This is a genomic window from Streptomyces sp. NPDC044064, from assembly GCF_056434245.1.
The window spans coordinates 50,769-71,776 of sequence record NZ_JBWKFN010000021.1 but is presented as its reverse complement, the minus strand read 5'-3'; the positions used below and the strand labels follow the sequence as shown (position 1 = coordinate 71,776).

General features: G+C 70.5%; 22 protein-coding genes and 1 tRNA gene. 11 read left to right on the top strand and 12 right to left on the bottom strand.

What is annotated here, in order from left to right; translation table 11 throughout:
* Positions 1 to 107: 107 nt before the first annotated feature.
* The 5 genes from AC07DS_RS30165 to AC07DS_RS30145 all read right to left on the bottom strand — a co-directional run bounded on the left by AC07DS_RS30165 (position 108) and on the right by AC07DS_RS30145 (position 3,930).
* Positions 108 to 563, bottom strand: a complete 456-nt coding sequence (locus AC07DS_RS30165; RefSeq protein WP_479150335.1) for a hypothetical protein — start codon at positions 561 to 563, stop codon at positions 108 to 110.
* A gap of 182 nt (positions 564 to 745) precedes the next feature.
* Positions 746 to 910: a hypothetical protein gene (locus tag AC07DS_RS30160; RefSeq protein ID WP_479150334.1), complete on the bottom strand. Its 165-nt coding sequence runs from the start codon at positions 908 to 910 to the stop codon at positions 746 to 748.
* 7 nt (positions 911 to 917) lie between these two features.
* Positions 918 to 2,924, bottom strand: coding sequence for a YncE family protein (locus AC07DS_RS30155; protein WP_479150332.1), 2,007 nt, complete (start codon positions 2,922 to 2,924; stop codon positions 918 to 920).
* A gap of 218 nt (positions 2,925 to 3,142) precedes the next feature.
* Positions 3,143 to 3,352, bottom strand: coding sequence for a hypothetical protein (locus AC07DS_RS30150; RefSeq protein ID WP_479150330.1), 210 nt, complete (start codon positions 3,350 to 3,352; stop codon positions 3,143 to 3,145).
* Between the two features lie 248 nt (positions 3,353 to 3,600).
* Positions 3,601 to 3,930 (bottom strand): hypothetical protein, encoded by a 330-nt coding sequence (locus tag AC07DS_RS30145; RefSeq protein ID WP_479150329.1) that lies wholly within the window; start codon positions 3,928 to 3,930, stop codon positions 3,601 to 3,603.
* Between the two features lie 191 nt (positions 3,931 to 4,121).
* On the opposite strand from AC07DS_RS30145, the gene AC07DS_RS30140 reads away from it, so the two are divergent.
* Positions 4,122 to 4,877, top strand: a complete 756-nt coding sequence (locus tag AC07DS_RS30140) for a GAF and ANTAR domain-containing protein (RefSeq protein WP_479150327.1) — start codon at positions 4,122 to 4,124, stop codon at positions 4,875 to 4,877.
* Between the two features lie 65 nt (positions 4,878 to 4,942).
* Here the strand turns inward: AC07DS_RS30140 and AC07DS_RS30135 are convergent, their stop codons facing one another.
* Positions 4,943 to 5,098, bottom strand: coding sequence for a hypothetical protein (locus AC07DS_RS30135; RefSeq protein ID WP_179851626.1), 156 nt, complete (start codon positions 5,096 to 5,098; stop codon positions 4,943 to 4,945).
* 131 nt (positions 5,099 to 5,229) lie between these two features.
* Positions 5,230 to 5,919 (bottom strand): phosphate signaling complex protein PhoU, encoded by a 690-nt coding sequence (gene phoU / locus AC07DS_RS30130; RefSeq protein WP_479150325.1) that lies wholly within the window; start codon positions 5,917 to 5,919, stop codon positions 5,230 to 5,232.
* A gap of 234 nt (positions 5,920 to 6,153) precedes the next feature.
* Here phoU and phoR point away from each other — a divergent pair, with 234 nt between their 5' ends.
* Both phoR and phoP read left to right on the top strand, forming a co-directional pair.
* Positions 6,154 to 7,407 (top strand): two-component system sensor histidine kinase PhoR, encoded by a 1,254-nt coding sequence (gene phoR / locus AC07DS_RS30125; RefSeq protein ID WP_468813301.1) that lies wholly within the window; start codon positions 6,154 to 6,156, stop codon positions 7,405 to 7,407.
* 5 nt (positions 7,408 to 7,412) lie between these two features.
* Complete coding sequence (gene phoP, locus AC07DS_RS30120) at positions 7,413 to 8,084, top strand: two-component system response regulator PhoP (protein WP_018568744.1); 672 nt, start codon at positions 7,413 to 7,415, stop codon at positions 8,082 to 8,084.
* 109 nt (positions 8,085 to 8,193) lie between these two features.
* Here phoP and AC07DS_RS30115 read toward each other — a convergent pair whose 3' ends face one another.
* Positions 8,194 to 8,880 carry a DUF461 domain-containing protein gene (locus AC07DS_RS30115; protein ID WP_479150323.1) on the bottom strand — a complete coding sequence of 229 codons (687 nt, stop codon included), beginning with the start codon at positions 8,878 to 8,880 and terminating at the stop codon, positions 8,194 to 8,196.
* A gap of 639 nt (positions 8,881 to 9,519) precedes the next feature.
* Between AC07DS_RS30115 and AC07DS_RS30110 the strand changes: the two genes are divergently transcribed.
* From AC07DS_RS30110 to AC07DS_RS30080, 7 genes are all read left to right on the top strand, one after another.
* Complete coding sequence (locus tag AC07DS_RS30110) at positions 9,520 to 10,002, top strand: CarD family transcriptional regulator (RefSeq protein ID WP_003953493.1); 483 nt, start codon at positions 9,520 to 9,522, stop codon at positions 10,000 to 10,002.
* Between the two features lie 300 nt (positions 10,003 to 10,302).
* Positions 10,303 to 11,055 (top strand): 2-C-methyl-D-erythritol 4-phosphate cytidylyltransferase, encoded by a 753-nt coding sequence (gene ispD, locus AC07DS_RS30105; RefSeq protein ID WP_479150321.1) that lies wholly within the window; start codon positions 10,303 to 10,305, stop codon positions 11,053 to 11,055.
* A complete protein-coding gene (ispF, locus tag AC07DS_RS30100) occupies positions 11,045 to 11,569 on the top strand; it encodes a 2-C-methyl-D-erythritol 2,4-cyclodiphosphate synthase (protein ID WP_479150319.1) in 525 nt (174 codons plus the stop codon). The genes ispD and ispF overlap by 11 nt, the downstream gene beginning before the upstream one ends.
* A gap of 61 nt (positions 11,570 to 11,630) precedes the next feature.
* Entirely contained in the window at positions 11,631 to 12,035 is a 405-nt protein-coding gene (locus tag AC07DS_RS30095) for a PPOX class F420-dependent oxidoreductase (RefSeq protein ID WP_479150317.1), read from the top strand.
* Positions 12,036 to 12,080: 45 nt separating this feature from the next.
* Entirely contained in the window at positions 12,081 to 13,484 is a 1,404-nt protein-coding gene (cysS, locus tag AC07DS_RS30090) for a cysteine--tRNA ligase (protein WP_479150315.1), read from the top strand.
* Between the two features lie 88 nt (positions 13,485 to 13,572).
* Positions 13,573 to 14,514: a 23S rRNA (guanosine(2251)-2'-O)-methyltransferase RlmB gene (gene rlmB, locus AC07DS_RS30085; protein WP_479150313.1), complete on the top strand. Its 942-nt coding sequence runs from the start codon at positions 13,573 to 13,575 to the stop codon at positions 14,512 to 14,514.
* Positions 14,515 to 14,642: 128 nt separating this feature from the next.
* Entirely contained in the window at positions 14,643 to 16,301 is a 1,659-nt protein-coding gene (locus AC07DS_RS30080; protein WP_479150312.1) for a DoxX family protein, read from the top strand.
* 74 nt (positions 16,302 to 16,375) lie between these two features.
* Here the strand turns inward: AC07DS_RS30080 and AC07DS_RS30075 are convergent, their stop codons facing one another.
* The 3 genes from AC07DS_RS30075 to AC07DS_RS30065 form a co-directional block, all read right to left on the bottom strand.
* Complete coding sequence (locus tag AC07DS_RS30075) at positions 16,376 to 17,107, bottom strand: nucleotidyltransferase family protein (RefSeq protein ID WP_479150310.1); 732 nt, start codon at positions 17,105 to 17,107, stop codon at positions 16,376 to 16,378.
* Positions 17,108 to 17,192: 85 nt separating this feature from the next.
* Positions 17,193 to 17,654: a hypothetical protein gene (locus tag AC07DS_RS30070; protein ID WP_479150308.1), complete on the bottom strand. Its 462-nt coding sequence runs from the start codon at positions 17,652 to 17,654 to the stop codon at positions 17,193 to 17,195.
* Between the two features lie 208 nt (positions 17,655 to 17,862).
* Entirely contained in the window at positions 17,863 to 18,999 is a 1,137-nt protein-coding gene (locus AC07DS_RS30065) for an ABC transporter ATP-binding protein (protein ID WP_479150306.1), read from the bottom strand.
* A gap of 206 nt (positions 19,000 to 19,205) precedes the next feature.
* Here AC07DS_RS30065 and AC07DS_RS30060 point away from each other — a divergent pair.
* A tRNA-Thr gene (locus AC07DS_RS30060) sits at positions 19,206 to 19,279 on the top strand.
* 59 nt (positions 19,280 to 19,338) lie between these two features.
* Here the strand turns inward: AC07DS_RS30060 and AC07DS_RS30055 are convergent.
* Positions 19,339 to 20,979, bottom strand: a complete 1,641-nt coding sequence (locus AC07DS_RS30055; RefSeq protein ID WP_479150304.1) for an FAD-dependent oxidoreductase — start codon at positions 20,977 to 20,979, stop codon at positions 19,339 to 19,341.
* Positions 20,980 to 21,008 lie beyond the last annotated feature (29 nt).

Sequence of the window (21,008 nt, the reverse complement as noted above, 5' to 3'; positions counted from 1 at the left end):
CAAACGCATCCACCCCTCTCTTTTTTTCTCCCCCCCCCCCCCCCTCCCGCCCCCCCCCCCCCCCCCCCCCCCCCCCCCCCCCCCCCCCCCCCGCGACGGTCGGCGGACTAGAACACCCAGGACTGGGCCTTGCACTCGGTCGGCCAGGTGTCGAGCGCGTACCAGCCGTGGGTGACCAGGCGGGTCTGGCCCTTCTTGGTCACCGGCCGCTGCCCCTGCGGGAAGTCGTAGTGGTAGGCGATCAGGTCCCAGCGGATGGTGCCCGGCTTCTCGTGTTCCCAGCCCTTGCGGCTGGAGCCGACGAGCAGCCAGCTCTCCATGTCCGTGTCCGAGCGCGACTTCCGGATGCCGTGGCTGCTCGGGTAGAAGTACCGGCTCAGGTGCTGCCAGGTCGTACTCGTCTTCTTGGTGTAGTACGTCCGCACCTTGATCTTGGCGTCCGCCGTGGGATTGAGCGAGGCGGAGCAGGTGGCGTCCGCCTTGTGCTCGGCGGCGGACGCCTGCGGGACCGCCAGGCCGGTCAGAAGAACTCCGGCGACAGCCGGTGCCGCCAGAGTGGTCAAAAGCTTCTTGCTTATGTTCACCGTATTCCCCGTTCTTCGGCTTGCGTGATCATCCTTCCGTGTGAATGAGTGGGACGGCAACTGAGTTGAGTGTTCTTTGAGGTTCGGATTTCGGTGGAAATTATGCAGCCGGTATTCGCGTGAATATGTCACGACAGTCCTGCGGCATGATGCGGGAAATGTCAGGCGATGTGCGGGAGGGAATGCCGCAGCGCCGCCTCGTCGAACCGCTCCAGCACAAAGCCCCAGGCCGGCAGCCTGGGGCTTCTTCGCGCTGCTCTCGGACATCCGATCCAGCCCGACCGCCACAGCGCGGCCCGGTCCGAGGAGTGGCCGGAGCGCGCCATCGTGTCCTCAGCCGGTGAAGGTGAAGTACTTCCAGGACCCGTGCGTGGTCGAGTTCACGGTGTCGCCCGAGGAGTTGTTGATGTAGGACGACCGCACGCGCATCGAGTAGCCGGTCTGGTGCGTGCCGCGCAGTTCCACCACCGACTTGCCCGTGGAGTCGAGCTTGAAGTACTGGGACCCCGCCGACCGCCAGGCGCCGTCGTAGTAGATCTGGAACTGCAGCCTCTGCGAGCGGCCGGGGTAGGCCGTCATCGTGGTCGTGAGGAGCGGATTGGCCGTCTTCCGGAAGTAGTACTTGGTGTGACCGTCGACCGTGGCCGTCTTGTAGTGGCGGCTCGGGCTCAGCGACACCCTGACCTTCGCGCCCACCCAGCTCTTGGCCGTCTTCGGGGCGGTCCGCGCGTCGCCGGAGAAGTACGCGCTCACCGTGGTGTCGCGCTTCAGTGTCAAGGTGACCGACAGGTTGCCCTCGCTGTTGACCTTGCCGGTCTTGACCAGGTACTTGCCCTTGCCGTCGCCCGCGGTGTCCGCGTAGAGCGAGAGCGTCCGGTTCTTGTACGTCGTGCCGAGGTGGGCGGTGAACGTCACGTTGCCGGCGTAGGCGTAGACGTTGCCGTTCTTGTTCACCGTCAGGGTCGTGGAGCTCCGGGAGACCTCGACCGCGTCGGAGGCCGAGGCAGTCGTGCGATCGGCGTCGCCGGCATAGGAGACCTTGTACGTGACCTTGCCGCCCGCGGGCGGGGTGTCGGTGAAGGAGAAGGTCCCGTCCGCCTTCACTGTCGCGGCCGGGAGCGCCTTGCCGTTCGGGGACTCCAGGTCCGTTCGGGTGACCGCGACGGTGGTCCCCGCGGGCAGCCCGAGCGTGTTCGTGACCTTGCCGGAGACGGTCAGCGACTTGGCACGGCCGGCCGTCGCCGGGGCGTTCACCGTGATGGCGGTGACGGCCTTGCCGGGGGCGGTGACGACGCGCAGGCGGTACTTGTTGAGGAGGCCGTGTGTGACCGCGAAGAGCCGGCTGCTGTCGGGCGCGAAAGCGAGGTCGCCGTGGTCGAGCAGGGTCTCTTGGGCGACTCCGTTCTGGTAGTCGGTGAAGTCGGCGGTCCGCCTCGGGGCCGTGCCACCCGGCTCGTAGATGGACACATGGGGGCGGCCGAAGGAGGCGTAGGTGTCGGTGCCCACCGCGACGAGGCCGTCCGGCGCGACATCCACCGACCGTTGTTCCCAGTAGCTGCTCGGATACCTGATGGTCTCCGACAGGTCTGAGGTCCGAAAGACCTGCTGGAAGTCGCCTGCTGTGGTGGCCACCACGAGCTCTGTGCCGTCCGGGGTGAGCGCCAGGTCCTCCGCGGTGTTGCCGATGGCCGCGTCCTGCCCGCCGAGGAACGCGGTCCGGCTGGCCGTGCCGGACGACACGTCATAGATGCCGAGGGTGAAGTAGTACTGGCGCGAGCCGGCCGCCAGGGTGTTGGGAGCGCCGGGTGCCGAGTCCAGCAGGGGAGCGTCGTTCCACGTTCCGTCGGGCTCCTGGGCGAGCGAAACCCGCGTCTGCCCGCCGGACAGGTCGAGACAGCCGATGTTGCCGTGACCGACGCTGCCATAGCCGAACCAGAGTTTGCCGCCCGCGAGCGCCAGGTGCTGCGGATCTGTGCCGTCACCCGTCGCGTACCGCCCGGTCTCGGTGACCGTCGCCGTGTCGATGGCCACGATCTCATCAGCTCCCGGCACGGCGACGTAGACCGTTGCCGAGTCGGCGGAAAGCTCCAGGCCGTCGGCCTGCGGCAGCGAGGTGATCGTCCCGATGACGGTGCCGTTGTAGTCGGTGGCAACGACCTTGCCTCCCGACGGGTCGCTGATGAAGACCCGCTGGTGAACGCCGTCCACGATGATGTCGCCGCTCGACGTGATGGGCAGCGCGGCGCTGCTGTCGGCGACAGCAGGGACCGCGGCCGACCCGATCAGGGCGCCAGAACCGAGAGCGACCGCGAGCGCCGTCACGGCCGAAATGCTGCGCACACGCACAGTGATGCAACCCCCACTGGGAAGACGAGACTGCCCACAAGACCCCTGGAGCCCCTCCAGGGTTGTACGGCATCACTGCGCAAGTCTCCGCAGTTGCCACTGGATGCCGCCCAGGAGCCGGGCACCTTCTGAGCCCCCTTCGGGCTGCTTTCTCCGGCTGCGCTCGCGCGCGAGCGCCCCGCGGCGCGTGGCTGCGGGGCGCCCGGTGGGGTTCAGTCGATCTTCTCCCCGTCGTACGTACCGCCCTTGCAGGTGTTGTCCGTCAGATCGGCCGTTCCGCCGCCCTGCTGGCACTGGGAAGGGGTGACGTAGGTCGGGACACCCTGTGAGGTGGCGGCGGTGGCGGTGGCGGCGCCTGTGAGGCCGAGTCCGGCGAGGGCTGCCGTGGCGATGACGGCGGCGAGGATTCGTCGAGTGCGCATTTGGTCTCCCTTTCACGGATTGCCTCGGCTGGGGCACTAGCCAGCTTGATCTTCACCCATGTGGGTGGCACGTCACGTTGCGCCATTCGGGTGACATGGCTGTCGGGTCCGGGGTCGGTGACGCGACCACCATGACCGAAGACCACGGGGTGGGCGGACCACCCCTGACGAGAGGTCCGCCCACCCCGTGGTCGCTTGTCTCCCGGTGAGTCGTTCGCCTTTCAAGTTTCTCCCGGGCCGGTCGGCCGCTAACTGACGATGACGATCACGAAGGATCCGTTGCCGAAGCCGTGATCGAAGCGGTTGTGGCCGAAGCAGAATCCGGGGTTGTTGAAGCAGAAGCCACGGTGGCCGAAGCCGCCGTGGTCGAAGCGGAATCCGCCGTGGTCGAAGCCGAAGCCGCCGTGGTCGAAGCAGCGCCCCTCGCGGTTGCCGAAGCACGAGTCGGTGACCACATGGGTGTGCGCAGCGGGGGCTGCCGCCACGGCCGTGCCCGCTGTGCCGATCGCGGCGCCGCCGGCCAGCAGAACGCCGGCCGCGGCCGCCGCGAGCAGACGCCCCGCGTCATGTGCTCGCATGATGCACTCTTCCTTCCGGAACGAGCCGACCAGGGACGTGCCCCCAGGTTGCGGCCCTGTTTCGGATACGTCCGAGGTGCCTTTTCGGATTGCCGCCCACCGGCCCGACGCGTCGAGCACTAGCTCCGCTCAACCGGGGAACCCGGCAGGCACGGACCCGCTCACCGCACGCCGTGCCGGGGGTGATGACCATGCAGTACGGGCAGTCCCAGCAGTCGGCCGGGGGTGGTGTGCCCTCGGAGGCGGAGGGGCGGTCGCGGGTCGGCGCGGCGCTCGCCGCGGCAGCGCGGGGGGCCGGGGACCCGCGGCGGGTGCCCGACGCGCTCTGCAGGGCGTGCGTACGGCTGCTGCCCGTCACCGGCGCCTCCGTGTCGCTGTCCGGTGGGCGCGGGATCCGGGTGACCTGGTGCGCGAGCGACCAGGTCGCCGCACGGCTCGCCGAGCTGCAGTACACCGTGGGGGAGGGGCCCTGCCAGACCGCCCTCGACCAGGGCGCCCCGGTCTTCGCGGCCGACCTCGCCGGTCGGCGCGACACCTGCCGCTGGCCGGTCTTCGCGCACGAGGCCGTCGGGCTCGGCGCGGCCGCCGTGTTCTCCCTGCCGCTCGGCGTCACCGGCATCGCCATCGGCACCCTCGACCTGTACTGCGACCGGCCCGGCGCACTGTCCGAGCCGGATCTGCGGACCGCGCTGTGGGTGCGGGACGCGATGACGGACGCTCTGACGGAGCTGCGGCCCAGGGAAGAGGACAGGGACGCGACGTCCTGGGTGAGCGCCTCGCAGGCCGATCACACCGAGGTGCAGCAGGCCGTCGGCATGCTGATGGTGCAGCTGGACCTGGACCCCGAGCAGGCCCTGGACCGGATCCGTGCCCGCGCCTTCGCCGAGGGCCGCACGGTCAGCCAGCTCGCCCGGAGGGTCCTGGCCCGCGGACCCGGTTTCCGGTAGCCGGTGGCCGGCGGACGAAGTGAGGGGCCCCGGAGTCACCGGAGCCCCTCACAGGTCGTACGCCGTCAGCCGCACTGGCAGGGAGCACCCGACTGGCAGCCGCAGCCGCAGCCGGAACCGCAGCCGCACGCGGCCACGAGCGGCAGACTCCTCATCTCGGCGGGCTGGTCGGTCTCGCGCTCCTGGGTGGGGTCGGGCGTGGTGCTGGGGGATTCGGCCATGGGTCCCTCCTCGACACTGGGGCCAGATGCCCTCGCCCATTCCATGCCCGTTTCTCTGGGCGCATCAACGGCGCACAGAGGCGTCCGCGCGCCCTGCCCGACGGCCTTCGAGCCCCCGGGCGGCGCGGGTGTCAGGCTTCGTCGACCCCGGTGACGGGCTGGATGTCGGGCTGCAGCTCGTCCGCGTGCTCGCCCGTGACCAGGAAGACGACGCGCTTGGCGACGGCCACCGCATGGTCGGCGTACCGCTCGTAGTAGCGGCCCAGCAGGGTCACGTCGACAGCCGTCTCGATGCCGTGCTTCCAGCGCTCGTCGATCAGGTGCTGGAAGAGGGTGCGGTGCAGCTGGTCCATGTCGTCGTCGTCCTGCTCCAGCTGGAGGGCGAGGTCGACGTCCTTCGTCACGAGCACCTCGGCGGCCTTCGCCATCAGGCGCTGCGCGAGCTGGCCCATCTCCAGGATGGTGGCGTGCAGGTCGTGCGGGACCGCGCGCGCGGGGAAGCGCAGCCGGGCCAGCTTCGCCACGTGCTGGGCGAGGTCGCCGGAGCGCTCCAGGTCGGCGGACATGCGCAGCGACGTGACGACGATCCGGAGGTCGGTCGCCACCGGCTGCTGGCGGGCGAGCAGGGCTATCGCCCGTGCCTCCAGGTCGTGCTGCAGCTCGTCCACCTTCTGGTCGGCCTCGATGACGCTCTCGGCCAGCTTCAGGTCGGCGTCGAGGATGGCCGTCGTGGCGCGCCCGATGGCCGACCCGACCAGCCGGGCCATCTCCACCAGACCGTCGCCGATCGAGTCAAGTTCCTCGTGGTACGCGTCCCGCATCAGGGTTCCCTCTCGTACGTTCTCTTTCGGGGCTTCCGGGGGCCGTGACACCAGGCGCCCCGTGGCGAAACCGGCGGTGCGAACCCCACGCTCCCACGTTCCGGCCCGCACGCGTCCGTTTCTGCCACCCCAAATGAACCACTACTGGCTCCAAGGTGAACTCTGGGCGACGAGTGGCCGAGGTCGCACTCCCACGGCTGTGGTCATGTCTTACGCCATGCCTAACCTGGACGCATGGACGTGAACGCGGCGGTCGCCGCAGCGGCAGCGATCGCCGGGGTGCTCACCGGTGTCATCGCCATGCTGGCGTTCCGCTGGAGCGAACGCGACCAGAAGCGACCGACCAGGACTTCTTTGCACACCGATCCCGTACTCCCGCCCGGCGTGGACACCGTTCTGTCGGTGCTCCGCTCCTCGGCCGTCGTCCTCGACGAGGCCGACGGCGTCGTCAAGGCGAGCTCCGCCGCGTACGCCCTCGGGCTGGTCCGCGGCGGCAAGCTCGCCATCGAGCCCATGCTCCTGATGGCCCGGGACACCCGCCGGGACGGGGAGATACGCCAGGTCGAGCTGGACCTGCCCCGGCGCGGCACCGGACGGGGCGAGGCCCTCGCCGTCTCCGCACGCGTGGCCCCGCTCGGCTCCCGCCTGGTCCTGCTGCTGGTCGAGGACCTCACCGAGGCCCGCCGGATCGAGGCCGTACGGCGCGACTTCGTGGCCAACGTGAGCCATGAGCTGAAGACGCCCGTCGGCGCGCTCTCCCTGCTCTCCGAGGCCGTCATGGACGCCTCGGACGACCCCGAGGCCGTACAGCGCTTCGCGGGCCGCATGCAGATCGAGGCGACCCGGCTGACCAACCTGGTCCAGGAACTGATCGACCTCTCGCGGGTCCAGAACGACGACCCCCTCGAGGACGCCGAACCCGTCCGCGTGGACGACCTCGTCGCAGAGGCCATCGACCGCTGCCGCCACCAGGCGGGCACCAAGCAGATCACGATGGCCGCCGGCGGTACCGCCGACCTGCACGTCTGGGGCAACCGCGGCCAGCTCGCCGCCGCCCTCGGCAACCTCGTCGAGAACGCCGTCAACTACTCCCCGGCCCGCACCCGCGTCGGCATAGCCGCCCGCCGGGTCAACGCCCCGGGCGGCGACATGATCGAACTCGCCGTCACGGACCAGGGCATCGGCATCTCCGACAAGGACAAGGAGCGCATCTTCGAGCGCTTCTACCGCGTGGACCCAGCCCGCTCCCGGCAGACCGGAGGCACCGGTCTGGGTCTCGCGATCGTGAAGCACGTGGCCGCCTCGCACGGCGGGGAGGTCACGGTCTGGAGCGCCGAGAACCAGGGCTCCACCTTCACCCTCAGGCTGCCGGAGGCGGGTGCGGCCCGCGACCGTGCACAGCAGCACCCCGACCTCGACGACGAGGCCGGCGGCACCGCCGACTCACCCCAGTACGAACCGCTTCCCGCCCCGGAGGTCCTTCCGTGACCCGTGTGCTCGTCGTCGAGGACGAGGAGTCCTTCTCCGACGCCCTGTCGTACATGCTCCGCAAGGAGGGCTTCGAGGTCGCCGTGGCGGCCACGGGCCCCGACGGACTCGACGAGTTCGAGCGCAACGGCGCCGACCTCGTCCTCCTCGACCTGATGCTGCCGGGGCTGCCCGGCACGGAGGTGTGCCGGCAGCTGCGCGGCCGCTCCAACGTTCCCGTGATCATGGTGACCGCCAAGGACAGCGAGATCGACAAGGTCGTGGGTCTCGAAATAGGAGCCGACGACTACGTCACCAAGCCGTTCTCCTCGCGCGAGCTGGTGGCCCGCATCCGTGCCGTCCTGCGCCGTCGCGGCGAGCCGGAGGAGGTCACCCCGGCCGCCCTGGAGGCGGGCCCGGTCCGCATGGACGTCGACCGCCACGTCGTGACGGTGTCGGGCTCGAAGGTCGACCTCCCGCTGAAGGAGTTCGACCTCCTGGAGATGCTCCTGCGCAACGCCGGCCGCGTCCTGACCCGCATGCAGCTCATCGACCGGGTCTGGGGCGCCGACTACGTGGGCGACACCAAGACCCTCGACGTCCACGTCAAGCGCCTGCGCGCCAAGATCGAGCCGGACCCGGGTGCGCCGCGGTACCTGGTGACGGTGCGGGGCCTGGGCTACAAGTTCGAGCCGTAAGCCGTACGGCAGCGCTGCGCCGTACGGCAGTCGTACGGCGCGCACCGCGCACATGAGAAGGGCGGCACCCCGCAGTGGGGTGCCGCCCTTCTCATGTACCGGGTGTCGCTCAGTGGCCCGCGGCCGACTGCGACGCCGAGTCGCTCGGGGTCGCGCCCGTGGTCGCGGTGTCCGTGGCGGTCGCCGACGGGCTGGTCTTGCCGCCCTTGTCGCCCTTGCCCGGCTTGGCGTTGCCGGTCGCGGTCGAGCCCGGCGCGGCGGTGGTGGTCGCCGGGGCGGTCGGGATCTCGCTCGGGCCCCAGCCGGTGAAGTAGCTGGTGGCCGGGACCACGAACGCGCGCAGGCTCACCGGACCGGTCTTGCCGAGGGTGAAGGTCACCTTCTGCGCGTTGCCGTCCTGGACCGCCTCACGGCCGCTGGCGATCACGGCGGACGCGTTGTCCTTGCCGCCGAGCACCAGAGAGCCGTGCGCCGGGACCGTCAGGCTCTGGCCCTTGGCGGCGGACAGCTTGACCGGCTGGCTGCTGCCCTCGACGGAGATCGACTGCAGGGTCTGGTTCGTGTTGCCCATGTTGAAGACGGTCGCCGAGATGACGGCCGGACCGGACGCCTTCAGGTCGGGCTGCGTGATGATCGCGGCGTTCTGGATCTTGATGTCGCCGACGCTGGTGGCCGCGTTGTCCGGCTGGATCTCCAGGGTCTGGGAGTTGTTGCCGGCGCCACAGGCGGCGAGCGAGGCGATCGAGAAAACGATGGCGGATGCGGCGAGGGCGCCGCGTCGAAGGCTGCTGCTCACGGCGGCGGCAACTCCTTGAACGCAGGGGCGGCTCCCCTTATAAAGCCACCCTAAGTGTCTGTCAGCGGCCTTAGGTTACCGAGCCGTTCCCACGCGGCCGCACCCGACCCTCCCCCAAGCGCAGGGCTTCCCTCCGGGTGGGGGTACCTCACCGGCCACAAGTGACTCACGGGTCACTTTGCCGAGACGCTCGTCCGCCATTCACATAACGCGCCCGCAAGACCGCAGTCCGCATCCCCGCAACACGCTCCGAAAATTTTCCGTGAAGGAATGCACGGCCACCTCGGATATTGATCATCCGGCGCCCGTCGGGCCTCCCGTGATCAATTCCGGATTCGTCTCGTACCCGGCTCCTGCGGCCGAACGGAGTAGCGGAAGTCGTACGCTTGGAAGTGGACAAATCGGGATGTTCAACCTCTTGGGCGAGACTCCGCGAGGTTGTGACGTACGCGTTTCGCCTCGCCCGGAGAGCTGCTCCGACCTGCGAATACCTGTTGCATCTCGGCTCGGCGGATGCCGTCGCAGCACGTTCCTGTTGCTGTTGTCAAGCCCCGAGATATGCCCTGACCTGCGAAAACGCCATTCAGAACACGCCGTATCCGTGTTACTCTGGATAGCCACGGAAGGGGTACCTGTCACATGACGTTCAAGGTTGGCGACACCGTGGTCTATCCCCATCACGGGGCCGCGCTGATCGAGGCCATCGAAACTCGCCAGATCAAAGGCGTGGACAAGACCTACTTGGTGCTGAAGGTCGCCCAGGGTGACCTGACGGTGCGTGTGCCAGCGGACAATGCTGAGTTCGTGGGCGTGCGTGATGTGGTCGGTCAGGACGGGCTGGACCGGGTCTTCGAGGTGCTGCGCGCGCCGTACGCCGAGGAGCCCACGAACTGGTCCCGTCGCTACAAGGCAAACCTGGAGAAGCTCGCCTCCGGCGATGTCATCAAGGTCGCGGAAGTCGTGCGTGACCTGTGGCGTCGCGAGCGCGAGCGCGGTCTCTCCGCCGGTGAGAAGCGCATGCTCGCCAAGGCTCGCCAGATCCTGGTGAGCGAGCTCGCTCTCGCGGAGAACACGAACGAGGACAAGGCCGAGGCCCTGCTCGACGAGGTGCTCGCCTCCTGACGCGCCACTGGCGGCTCCGGCTGCCCGCAGCCCGATCAGCACAGTGAAATGCCGCGGTGCCCGATGACACTGATCCTGTCGCCGGGCGCTGCGGCATGTTCGTCCCCGCACCGGTCCGACCGTCGTGAGACCGTCGGACCGTCTGTCGTTCATCTCGGGGGAAGCCCCCCGATACTTGGTGTGCCGGGCCCGGGCAGATGGCTCGACCAGGGTCACGGAAGGGTCCGGTCAAGGCTTCGCGCCCGGCACTCCTCCAGGCCATACCCACCTAGGTCGAGCACACAAACCTGACAGGAACCGATGTCTGACGATTCGCGCCCCGCACCCGCGCAGATCCCCGTCGCCGCCGTGATTCCCGCCGCCGGCCGGGGCGTACGGCTCGGCCCGGGCGCCCCCAAGGCGCTCCGCGCGCTGAACGGCACGCCGATGCTGATCCACGCGGTCCGCGCCCTCGCCGCGTCCCGCCATGTCTCCCTGGTGATCGTCGTCGCCCCGCCGGACGGCGCCGCCGAGGTCAAGTCCCTCCTCGACGCGCACGCGCTGCCTGGGGGTACCGACTTCCTCGTCGTCCCCGGCGGTGACAGCCGCCAGGAGTCGGTCCGGCTCGGCCTCGACGCCCTGCCGCCCGAGTACGGCGTCGTCCTCGTCCACGACGCGGCCCGACCGCTCGTCCCTGTCGACACCGTCGACGCGGTCATCGAGGCCGTGCGCGACGGTGCCCCGGCCGTGGTCCCCGCGCTGCCGCTCGCCGACACCGTCAAGGAGGTCGAGCCCGCGGCCGTCGCCGGCGCCCCCGAGCCGGTCGTGGCCACGCCCGAGCGGGCCAGGCTGCGGGCCGTGCAGACGCCCCAGGGCTTCGACCGGGAGACCCTGGTCCGTGCCCACGAGACCGTCACCGAGGACGTCACCGACGACGCGAGCATGGTCGAGCAGCTCGGCCTCGGGGTCGTGACCGTCCCTGGTCACGAGGAGGCCTTCAAGGTCACCCGCCCCCTCGACCTCGTCCTCGCCGAGGCGGTCCTGGCCCGCAGGAGGCTGAACGATGGCTTCTGAGGCATCTGACCTGCGGCAGCCGCCGGGCGGGCTGCCCGTGCTCCCCCAGGTCGGCATCGGCACCGACATCCACGCCTTCGAGGAAGGCCGTGAGCTGTGGTGCGCCGGCCTGAAGTGGGAGGGCGAGGGTCCCGGCCTGGCCGGGCACTCCGACGCCGACGTCGTCGCCCACGCCGCCTGCAACGCGCTCTTCTCCGCCGCCGGGCTCGGTGACCTCGGCCGGCACTTCGGCACCGGCCGGCCCGAGTGGTCCGGCGCCTCCGGGATCACGCTGCTGGCCGAGGCCGCCCGGATCGTCCGCGAGGCCGGGTTCGCCGTCGGCAACATCGCCGTCCAGGTCGTCGGCCCCCGCCCGAAGATCGGCAAGCGCCGCGACGAGGCCCAGAAGATCCTCTCCGAGGCGGCGGGCGCACCGGTGTCGGTGTCCGGCGCGACGACGGACGGCCTCGGCTTCCCCGGCCGCGAGGAGGGGCTGATGGCGGTGGCCACGGCGCTCGTGGTGCGGGTGGGCTGAGGGCGTGCGAGGGTGCCTGCAGAGCGACCGGTGACCCGTCCCTAGGTCCGGAGGTACCCCCATGTCCACCGCCCTGTCCGACCGGCTCAAGTCCCTGCTCGACGGTCCCGTCTTCATCGTGGTCGGCACGGTCCAGCCCGACGGCAGCCCCCAGCTGTCCCCGGTGTGGGTGAAACGGGACGGCGAGCAGATCCTGTTCTCCACGACCGTCGACCGCCGCAAGAAGAAGAACCTCGACCGCGACCCCCGGGTGAGCGTCGTCGTCCAGGACCCCGCGATGCCCTACGTCTACGGCGAGATCCGGGGCACCGCGGAAATGACCACTCGGGGCGGCGAAGAACTGATCGACGAACTGTCGGTGAAATACACCGGCAAGAAGTACGCGGAGTTCAATCCGGCTTCGGCACAGGACGCGGAGCGGGTGGTCGTGCGGATCACCCCGCAGAAGGTCGTCGGGATGATGTGAGGCAAGCGGCACGAGGCATCACTCCCGGCCCACTACCCTGGAGTGGTGACCATTCGCCTGTACGACACCAGCGCCCGGCAGATCCGTGACTTCAGCCCGCTCCAGCCGGGTTGTGTCTCGATCTACCTGTGTGGCGCCACCGTGCAGGCGGCACCGCACATCGGGCACGTCCGCTCTTACCTCAACTTCGACATCATGCGCCGCTGGTTCCAGTACCGCGGCTACGACGTGACGTTCATCAGGAACGTCACGGACATCGACGACAAGATCATCGCCAAGGGTGCCGGCCAGGGCCGCCCCTGGTGGTCGATCGGGTACGAGAACGAGCGCGCCTTCAACGACGGCTACGACGCCCTCGGCTGCCTCCCCCCGACCTACGAGCCGCGCGCCACCGGGCACGTGACCGAGATGGTCGAGATGATGCGCACCCTCATCGAGCGCGGCCACGCCTACGAGGCCGACGGCAGCATCTACTTCGACGTCCGCTCCTGGCCCTCCTACCTGGAGCTGTCCAAGCAGGACCTGGACGAGATGCGGCAGCCCGCCGAGGAGGGCATCAGCGGCAAGCGCGACCCGCGCGACTTCGCCATGTGGAAGGCCTCCAAGCCGGGCGAGCCCGACTGGGAGACGCCGTGGGGCCGCGGGCGCCCCGGCTGGCACCTGGAGTGCTCCGCCATGGCGCACAAGTACCTCGGCTCCGCCTTCGACATCCACGGCGGCGGCCTCGACCTGATCTTCCCGCACCACGAGAACGAGATCGCCCAGGCCAAGGCGTTCGGCGACGACTTCGCCCAGTACTGGGTGCACAACGCCTGGGTCACCATGAGCGGCGAGAAGATGTCCAAGTCGCTGGGCAACTCGGTCCTCGTGAGCGAGATGGTCAAGGTGTGGCGCCCGATCGTCCTGCGCTACTACCTGGGCACCCCGCACTACCGCTCGATGATCGAGTACAGCGAGGAGGCGCTGCGCGAGGCCGAGTCGGCGTTCGCGCGGATCGAGGGCTTCGTGCAGCGGGTCATCGAGCTGGCCGGGAAGACGGTCGAGCCGGCCGCCGAGGTCCCGCCCGCCTTCGCCGAGGCGATGGACGACGACCTGGGCGTCCCGCAGGCCCTGGCGATCGTGCACACCACCGTCCGGCAGGGCAACAGCGCGCTGGCCGCCGACGACAAGGAAGCGGCCGTGGCCCGGCTCGCCGAGGTGCGGGCCATGCTCGGCGTCCTCGGCCTCGACCCGTTGGACGCGCAGTGGGCCGGCGAGGGCGCCGACCGGGGCGAAGACCTGCACGGCGTGGTGGACAGCCTCGTCCGGCTCGTCCTCGACCAGCGCGAGTCCGCTCGGGCCCGCAAGGACTGGGGCACCGCCGACGCCATCCGTGACCAGCTGGGCCAGGCCGGTCTGGTCATCGAGGACAGCCCGCAGGGCCCGCGCTGGAGCCTCGGCCCGCGCTAGCCCGCTGCTTGATCGACTGTGCCGCCCGGCCCTCCGGGCGGCACACTGCATAAGACGTACGTACGAAGCTCACGGAGACGGGTAACTCATGGCCGCGAACAACCGCCGCATGTCCGGCAAGAAGGGCGCGCAGGTCGGCAGTGGCGGCCAGCGGCGCAAGGGCTTGGAGGGCAAGGGTCCGACCCCGCCCGCCGAGATGCGCAAGGGCCACAAGAAGAACCGCATCGCCAACGCCAAGACCAAGCAGGCCGTGCGCCGCCCGGTGCCCAGGGGCCGGGGCGGCAAGTCGCCCTCCGAGCTGGTCGTCGGCCGCAACCCGGTCGTCGAGGCGCTGCGCGGGGGCGTGCCGGCCTCCACCCTCTACGTCCAGCAGTTCATCGACAACGACGAGCGCGTCCGCGAGGCCCTCCAGCTCGCCGCCGAGCGCGGTGGCATCAACCTCATGGAGGCCCCGCGCCCCGAGCTGGACCGCATGACCAACGGCCTGAACCACCAGGGTCTGGTCCTGCAGGTCCCGCCGTACGAGTACGCGCACCCGGAGGACCTCGCCGAGGCCGCCTACGACGAGGGCGAGGATCCGCTGATCGTGGCGCTCGACGGCGTCACCGACCCGCGCAACCTCGGCGCGGTCGTCCGCTCCGTCTCCGCCTTCGGCGGCCACGGCGTCGTCGTCCCCGAGCGGCGTGCGGCCGGCATGACCGCCGGCGCCTGGAAGACCTCCGCCGGTACGGCCGCCCGCACGCCGGTCGCCCGTGCCACCAACCTGACCCGCGCACTGGAGGCCTACAAGAAGGCCGGCATCACGGTCGTCGGCCTGGCCGCCGACGGCGAGGTCGAACTCGGCGAGCTGGAGGCCCTCGGGGGCCCGGTCGTGATCGTGGTCGGCAGCGAGGGCAAGGGCCTGTCCCGTCTGGTCGGCGAGACCTGTGACCACCGCGTCCGGATCCCGATGCCGGGTGGTGCGGAGTCCCTCAACGCCGGTGTGGCGGCGGGAATCGTCCTGTACGAGGCGGCTCGCCGACGCGACTGAACAAGCGTCCGTCGCCTCACCCGTACGGGGTAATTCAGGCAGCCATATGGTGTTCCGGGCCGCTTTGACGCGGTCCGGACACATCCGCCCGGCCGAGGCAGTGTCCTAACTCCACGTCACTCGGTTAGATGAGTGTGGACACCAGAACACCCCGCACACCCACGGGGGACCGCTCGTCGGGATTCGACGACGCTCCCGCGCTGAGCATGGTGAAGGTGCCGAGCGATCCGGCGCAGGTCATCGTCAATCACGCCAGCTTCCGCGTGCAGCTGGGCGCGTCGGCGAAACGCAGCCAATCCCCGCGGATCGCCGGGCACCTGAGCGCCACCCAGGACACCGCCCGTATGCCGGCCATGGGCACGGGGGGCCGGGCCGGCGCCGCGGCCGGCCGCCGCCGTCCCGTCGTGTGGAGCGGCAGGTCGGCCCCCGACGACACCGGCGCCCACCGGCTGCTCCAGGCCGTGCGGGGCAGCAGCGTCCGCCATGCCGACGAGCCCGTCGAGGCCGGCGCCACCCAGGTCATCCCGCGCGTCGGGACCGGCTACGGCGACCGCTACGACGAGTTCGACCAGACCGTCGAGACCCCCGTCGTCGGCCATCAGCGCACCGCCCCCGAGGACGGCACCCGGCTCCTGCCGCACATGCGCACGGCCGGCAGCGCCTACGACGAACCGGTCTACGCCGACGACGAGTTCGACCACTACGACGAGTTCGACCGCTACGAGGAGAGCGCCGGAGAGGGCGAACGCCCCGCCAAGCGTCACGGCGACGACCCGGCCCGGCACGCCTACTACCCCGGCCGCCGGATGAACCTCGGCGTGGTCCTGCTCCCCCTGCGCATCTTCCTCGGCTTCATCTCCATCTACGCCGGCATGGGCAAGCTGTGCGACCCCGTCTACTTCGACGGCGGCAAGCGCGGCTCCATGGTCAAGTGGCTCAACACCCTGCACCCCTGGGAAGTCGCCGAGCCCCTGCGCCAGTTCGCCCTGCACCACCCGGTCGGCTCCGGCCTGGTCATCGCCTTCCTCCAGGTGGTCGTAGGCGTCCTGACCATCCTCGGCTGCTGGCAGCGGGTCGCCGCCGTGGTCGGCGCCCTGCTCTCCGCCGCCCTGATCGTCACCGTCAGCTGGAAGACGGTCCCCGCCTACGACACCCCCGACATCATCTACCTCGCCGCCTGGTCCCCGCTGATCATCGCCGGCGCCCCCGTCTACTCCGTCGACGGCCGGCTCGCCGGCAGCGCCTGGCGCCGGCTCGGCCCCCGCTCCGACATCTGGGAGCTGCGCCGCTACGTCCTGCGCCGCGGCTCGCTCGTCACGGCCGTCACCGTGGGCCTCACCCTGCTCGCCGGCTCCCTGCTGGGCGGCGCCGTACGCGACTCCAGCCGCGTGGTCGTCCCCGGCCCCGGCGAGGCCCCGCGCAACAACATGCCGGGCTCCCCGCTGCCCGAGGAGCCCAGCCGGCAACAGCGGACGAGCCCGTCGGTCTCCACCTCGCCCACGGGCGGCGCCACGGCCGGTGCGAGCCCCTCCGGGGCGTCCGCGACCCCGGGCGCCAGCCAGAGCGCCGGCGCGACCACCACGACGCCCACCCAGACCCAGGGCACCACGGGTCAGGTCCCGCCCCGCCAGTCCTCCCCGACGGGCGGCGCCCCCAGCACCACCGCGGGCCCGACCACCACGGGCGGCACCTCGACGGGCGGCAGCACCTCCACGGGCGGCACCGGCACCTCCGGCGGCACCACGTCCACCGGCCAGCCGGGCCTGGTGGGCGGCATCCTGGGCTGACGGAACAGGACATCAAGGGGCCCCGTACCGACGAAGGTACGGGGCCCCTTTGACATGCGTGGGGGGCGAGCCTGTCAGCGACCCAGCGCGGCCAGTTCCTTGGCCGCCTCGGTCAGGTCCTTGGCCGTGTCGATGGCCCGCCAGTAGGCCCCCTGCGGGATCGGGAACCCGAACAGCTTCCGCTCCCGGGCCAGCCGGGGAAACGTCGTCCGCTCGTGATCCCCCCGCTCGGGCAGCAGCTTCCCGAACTCGGGCGAGAACACGTACACACCCGCGTTGATCTCGAACGGCGACGGCGGCGCCTCGATGAAGTCGGTGATGTGCCCGAAGCCGTCGGTCTTCACCGCACCCCAGGGAATCCGGGGCCTGGCCAGCGCCAGCGTGGCGACGGCGTCCCGCTCGGTGTGGAAGTCGGCCATGTCCCGCAGGGAGAAGCGGGTCCAGATGTCGCCGTTGGTGGCGTACCAGGGCCGGTCGGGGTGGGGGAGGTGCCCGGCGGCGTATTTGAGGCCGCCGCCGCGGCCCAGGGGCTCCGTCTCGACGACGGTGGTGACGGAGACGGGCAGGTCGGCCGTGTCCAGCCACTTCTGCAGGACCTCTGCGAGGTGGCCGCAGGAGACCACCACGTCCGTCACGCCCTCCTCGGCGAGCCAGGCCAGCTGGTGGCCGATGATCGGAGTGCCCGTACCGGGGATCTCGACCATCGGCTTGGGCCGGTCGTCGGTGTAGGGACGCAGCCGTGAGCCCTGGCCACCGGCCAGGACGACGGCTTGAGTGGGGCGCAACGCGGCGCTCGGGTGGGTCATGTCCCGAACTGTACGTGGCGCCCCAGCCGGAATTCCGCCGGCAACGTGCTCCTTAAGGAGCCGTTACCGAGTTCCGAACCAGCACTCAGCTGTGCGCGGCCAGGACCCCGGTGGCGAAGGCCGTGTCGCAGACCGGGCGGGCGTACGACTGGGCGCGCGAGGCGCCGTAGATGCGCACCGCCGCCCTGCCCAGGGCGCGGGCGATGGAGGTGCAGTGCTTCGCCAGCGCGGGGTGCCCGTTGACCGCCTGCTGGAGGTGGGTGAGGACCACGCCCGGGTTCTTGTCCTGCAGCTCGGTCATCAGCTGGTCGCGGAGCACGTCCTGCGGGGTGCGGGAGACCGCCTTGCCGGAGACCTCCGCCGAGGAGACGTCCGAGGCGGTGAGCACCGAGCTGGAGGGGCTTCCCGTCCAGTTGACCCGGGTGACCGCGAGGGTTCCGGAGAGCACCATGACGACGGGCAGGACGAGGGCGAGAGTGCGGCCGATCCGGCGGGCAGGGCCGCCCCGATGGCCGCGTCGTGTCTGAGGGTTGGTGGAGTGCTTCACGCGTGTGAGGGTAGCGCTCGGTACTGATTTGGCGACATTTAGTCACCCTTACGGGGGATGAAGTGGCGCCAGTTTCTGGGTAAAGCGTTGACGCGCGGTGCCCGAAATGATCGCTGTGCCGGGGTATTTCATGGCAATGAGCAGGGCCCCGCGGGGTTCCGCGGGGCCCTGCTCGTCAACCTGCGTGAAAACGCCCTGCTCAGGGCGGTCAGTCGGAGAGGCGCTCGCCCGTCGAGGTCGAGAACACGTGGGTCTCGCCCGGCCGCGGCACGACGTGCAGGGTGGCGCCCTTCTCCGGCACCTGGCGGCCGCCCACGCGGACGACCAGGTCCTTGACCTCGCCGCCGACCTCGGCGGTGCCGTAGACGTAGCCGTCGGCGCCCAGCTCCTCGACGACGTTCACGGAGACGGCCAGACCGGCCGGGGCGTCCTCGGTGTCCTTGGACAGGGAGGCGGCGGCACCGCTGCCCAGCTCGACCACCTCGAAGTGCTCGGGCCGGACACCGACGGTCACCGTGCGGTCACCCTTGTCGGCGGCGGCCTTCAGGGCCTCCCGGTTGACGGGGACGACGCTGTTGCCGAACTTCACGCCGCCGTCGGTGATCGGGACCTCGACCAGGTTCATGGCGGGGGAGCCGATGAAGCCGGCGACGAAGAGGTTCGCGGGCTTGTCGTACATGTTCCGCGGCGAGTCGACCTGCTGGAGCAGACCGTCCTTGAGGACCGCCACGCGGTCGCCCATCGTCATGGCCTCGACCTGGTCGTGGGTGACGTAGACGGTGGTGATGCCGAGGCGGCGCTGCAGGGACGCGATCTGCGTACGGGTCGAGACGCGGAGCTTGGCGTCCAGGTTGGACAGCGGCTCGTCCATGAGGAAGACCTGCGGCTCACGGACGATGGCGCGGCCCATGGCGACACGCTGGCGCTGACCGCCGGAGAGCGCCTTCGGCTTGCGGTCCAGGTACTCGGTGAGGTCGAGGATCTTCGCGGCCTCCTCGACCTTCTGCCGGATCTCCGCCTTGTTGACGCCGGCGATCTTGAGCGCGAAGCCCATGTTGTCGGCGACCGTCATGTGCGGGTAGAGCGCGTAGTTCTGGAACACCATGGCGATGTCCCGGTCCTTGGGCGGCAGGTGCGTGACGTCGCGGTCACCGATGCGGATGGCGCCGCCGTTGACGTCCTCCAGGCCCGCGAGCATCCGCAGGGAGGTGGACTTGCCACAACCGGACGGGCCGACCAGGACGAGGAACTCGCCGTCCTCGATCGCGATCTCGAGCTGGTCGACGGCGGGCTTGGTGGAACCCGGGTAGATCCGGGTCGCCTTGTCGAACGTGACAGTGGCCATGGTGAATGGGCCCCCTTCTACCGGCAGGAACGTGCCGGACGATCCGTTGTAGGAAGGTGGTTGGTGTAGTCCACGCGAGTGAACTGGCTCAGGACGGTACCTGGCGTTCACTCGTCTGTCAGTACCCGGGCGACTGTGAACTTCGCGGTAATTTTCGACAAGGGCCACCCCGGACCTGGGTACACTGCACGGGCGCGCAGGCGCACGCCTCCTTAGCTCAGCTGGTCAGAGCGCCGCTCTTGTAAAGCGAAGGTCGTCGGTTCGAATCCGACAGGGGGCTCGGCAGGGCGAAGGCCACTCGCATCTCACGGTGCGGGTGGCCTTTGTCGTTTGTGCAGGTCAGGTCGTGTGGAGCAGGGTTCGCAGGGCCTTTCGCAGCTCTGCTTCCGGGTCGGGGGCGGCGCCGGTCGCCCGCCAGGCCACGAATCCGTCCGGGCGGACCAGGACCGCGCCGTCGGCGCTGGTGCCGTGGGCCCGGGCCCAGTCGGTGCCCTCGGTGTCGTACGTCAGGTCCGCGTCGGCGCCGGGGCCGATCCGGTACGCGTCCAGCCGTACTCCGTCCGTGTCGGCGATCCGGCGGGCCGCCGCGTGCCAGCCCGCGTCGTCCGGGGCGTCGGTGAGCAGGACCAGGGAGCGTTCGTAGAGGTCGAGGGTGGACAGGCGGGTGCCGGCGCGGCGCAGCCAGAGGTGGGGGGCGCGGGTGCCGGGCCGGCCGGTCAGGTCCAGGTCGTCGGCCACGACCGGCTGCTCGGGGTCGGTGCCGAGGGCGGCGCCGTGCGGGTAGTGGTAGCCGAGGACGACGTTGAGGATGCCGCCGCGCTTGCCGGCGCCGACGCCGGGGGCGGGGGCGAAGCCGGGGTGGCTGTGCTCGACCGAGCGGGCGGAGGCGCGGGCGCTGGTGGCGAGGGCGACCGGGCGGCGCTCGGTGTCGTACGAGTCGAGCAGGCCGGGGCCGGCCCAGCCGGACAGGACGGCGGCCAGCTTCCACGCCAGGTTGTGGGCGTCCTGGATGCCGGTGTTGGAGCCGAAGGCGCCGGTCGGGGACATCTCGTGGGCGGAGTCGCCGACGAGGAAGACGCGGCCGGTGGAGTACCGGTCGGCAACCCGTTCGGCGGCACGCCAGGACGCCTTTCCGGTGATTTCCACGTCGAGGCCGGGCACGCCCACCGCCTTGCGGATGTGGTGCCGCAGGCGTTCCTCGGTGAACTCCTCCAGCGTTTCGCCGTACTCGGGGTGCCAGGGGGCGTGGAAGACCCAGTGCTCCTTGTTGTCGACGGGCAGGAGGGCGCCGTCGGCGTCCGGGTCGGTGAGGTAGCAGCAGATGAAGCGGCGGTCGCCGACCACCTCGGCCAGGTCCGCGGAGCGGAAGGTGACGCTGACGTTCGCGAAGAGGTCGCCGGGGCCCGTCCGGCCGACGCCCAGCGCGGTGCGGACCGGGCTGCGCGGGCCGTCGGCGGCGATCAGGTAGTCGGCGTGGACGGTGCAGCGCTCGTCGCCGGCGCGGTCGCGGATGACCGCCGTCACCCCGTAGGCGTCCTGCTCGAAGGACTCCATCTGGTGGTGGTAGCGCAGGTCGCCGCCGAGTTCCCGGGCGTTGTCGAGCAGGACCGGTTCGAGATCGTTCTGGCTGCACAGGCACCAGCCGGTGGGGCTGAACCTCGCGAGTCCGCCGCCCGGGTCGATGTGCTTGAACAGCCATTCGCCGGCGTCCCCGGCGAGGGTCGGCGTCTGCAGGATGCCGTGGTTGTCGGCGAGGAGTGAGGCCGCCGCCTTGATGTCCGGTTCGATGCCGGCCACCCGGAACAGTTCCATCGTCCGCACGTTGTTGCCGCGTCCGCGCGGGTGGACCGAGGTCCCGGAGTGCCGTTCGACGAGCATGTGCCGCACACCGAGACGGCCCAGGAACACGGACATGGACAGGCCCACCAGAGAGCCGCCCACGATGAGGACGGGAACCCGGTGGTCGGCTTTCTGATGCATCGGTGCCTCCAGAGGCAGGAGTGCGCGTG

Coding starts and splice junctions, on each gene's coding strand:
- AC07DS_RS30160 (WP_479150334.1), bottom strand. CDS start 910: ATGGCGCGCTCCGGCCACTCCTCGGACCGGGCCGCGCTGTGGCGGTCG.
- AC07DS_RS30150 (WP_479150330.1), bottom strand. CDS start 3,352: ATGCGCACTCGACGAATCCTCGCCGCCGTCATCGCCACGGCAGCCCTC.
- AC07DS_RS30145 (WP_479150329.1), bottom strand. CDS start 3,930: ATGCGAGCACATGACGCGGGGCGTCTGCTCGCGGCGGCCGCGGCCGGC.
- AC07DS_RS30140 (WP_479150327.1), top strand. CDS start 4,122: ATGCAGTACGGGCAGTCCCAGCAGTCGGCCGGGGGTGGTGTGCCCTCG.
- AC07DS_RS30135 (WP_179851626.1), bottom strand. CDS start 5,098: ATGGCCGAATCCCCCAGCACCACGCCCGACCCCACCCAGGAGCGCGAG.
- phoU (WP_479150325.1), bottom strand. CDS start 5,919: ATGCGGGACGCGTACCACGAGGAACTTGACTCGATCGGCGACGGTCTG.
- phoR (WP_468813301.1), top strand. CDS start 6,154: ATGGACGTGAACGCGGCGGTCGCCGCAGCGGCAGCGATCGCCGGGGTG.
- AC07DS_RS30110 (WP_003953493.1), top strand. CDS start 9,520: ATGACGTTCAAGGTTGGCGACACCGTGGTCTATCCCCATCACGGGGCC.
- ispD (WP_479150321.1), top strand. CDS start 10,303: ATGTCTGACGATTCGCGCCCCGCACCCGCGCAGATCCCCGTCGCCGCC.
- ispF (WP_479150319.1), top strand. CDS start 11,045: ATGGCTTCTGAGGCATCTGACCTGCGGCAGCCGCCGGGCGGGCTGCCC.
- AC07DS_RS30095 (WP_479150317.1), top strand. CDS start 11,631: ATGTCCACCGCCCTGTCCGACCGGCTCAAGTCCCTGCTCGACGGTCCC.
- rlmB (WP_479150313.1), top strand. CDS start 13,573: ATGGCCGCGAACAACCGCCGCATGTCCGGCAAGAAGGGCGCGCAGGTC.
- AC07DS_RS30080 (WP_479150312.1), top strand. CDS start 14,643: ATGAGTGTGGACACCAGAACACCCCGCACACCCACGGGGGACCGCTCG.
- AC07DS_RS30075 (WP_479150310.1), bottom strand. CDS start 17,107: ATGACCCACCCGAGCGCCGCGTTGCGCCCCACTCAAGCCGTCGTCCTG.
- AC07DS_RS30065 (WP_479150306.1), bottom strand. CDS start 18,999: ATGGCCACTGTCACGTTCGACAAGGCGACCCGGATCTACCCGGGTTCC.
- AC07DS_RS30055 (WP_479150304.1), bottom strand. CDS start 20,979: ATGCATCAGAAAGCCGACCACCGGGTTCCCGTCCTCATCGTGGGCGGC.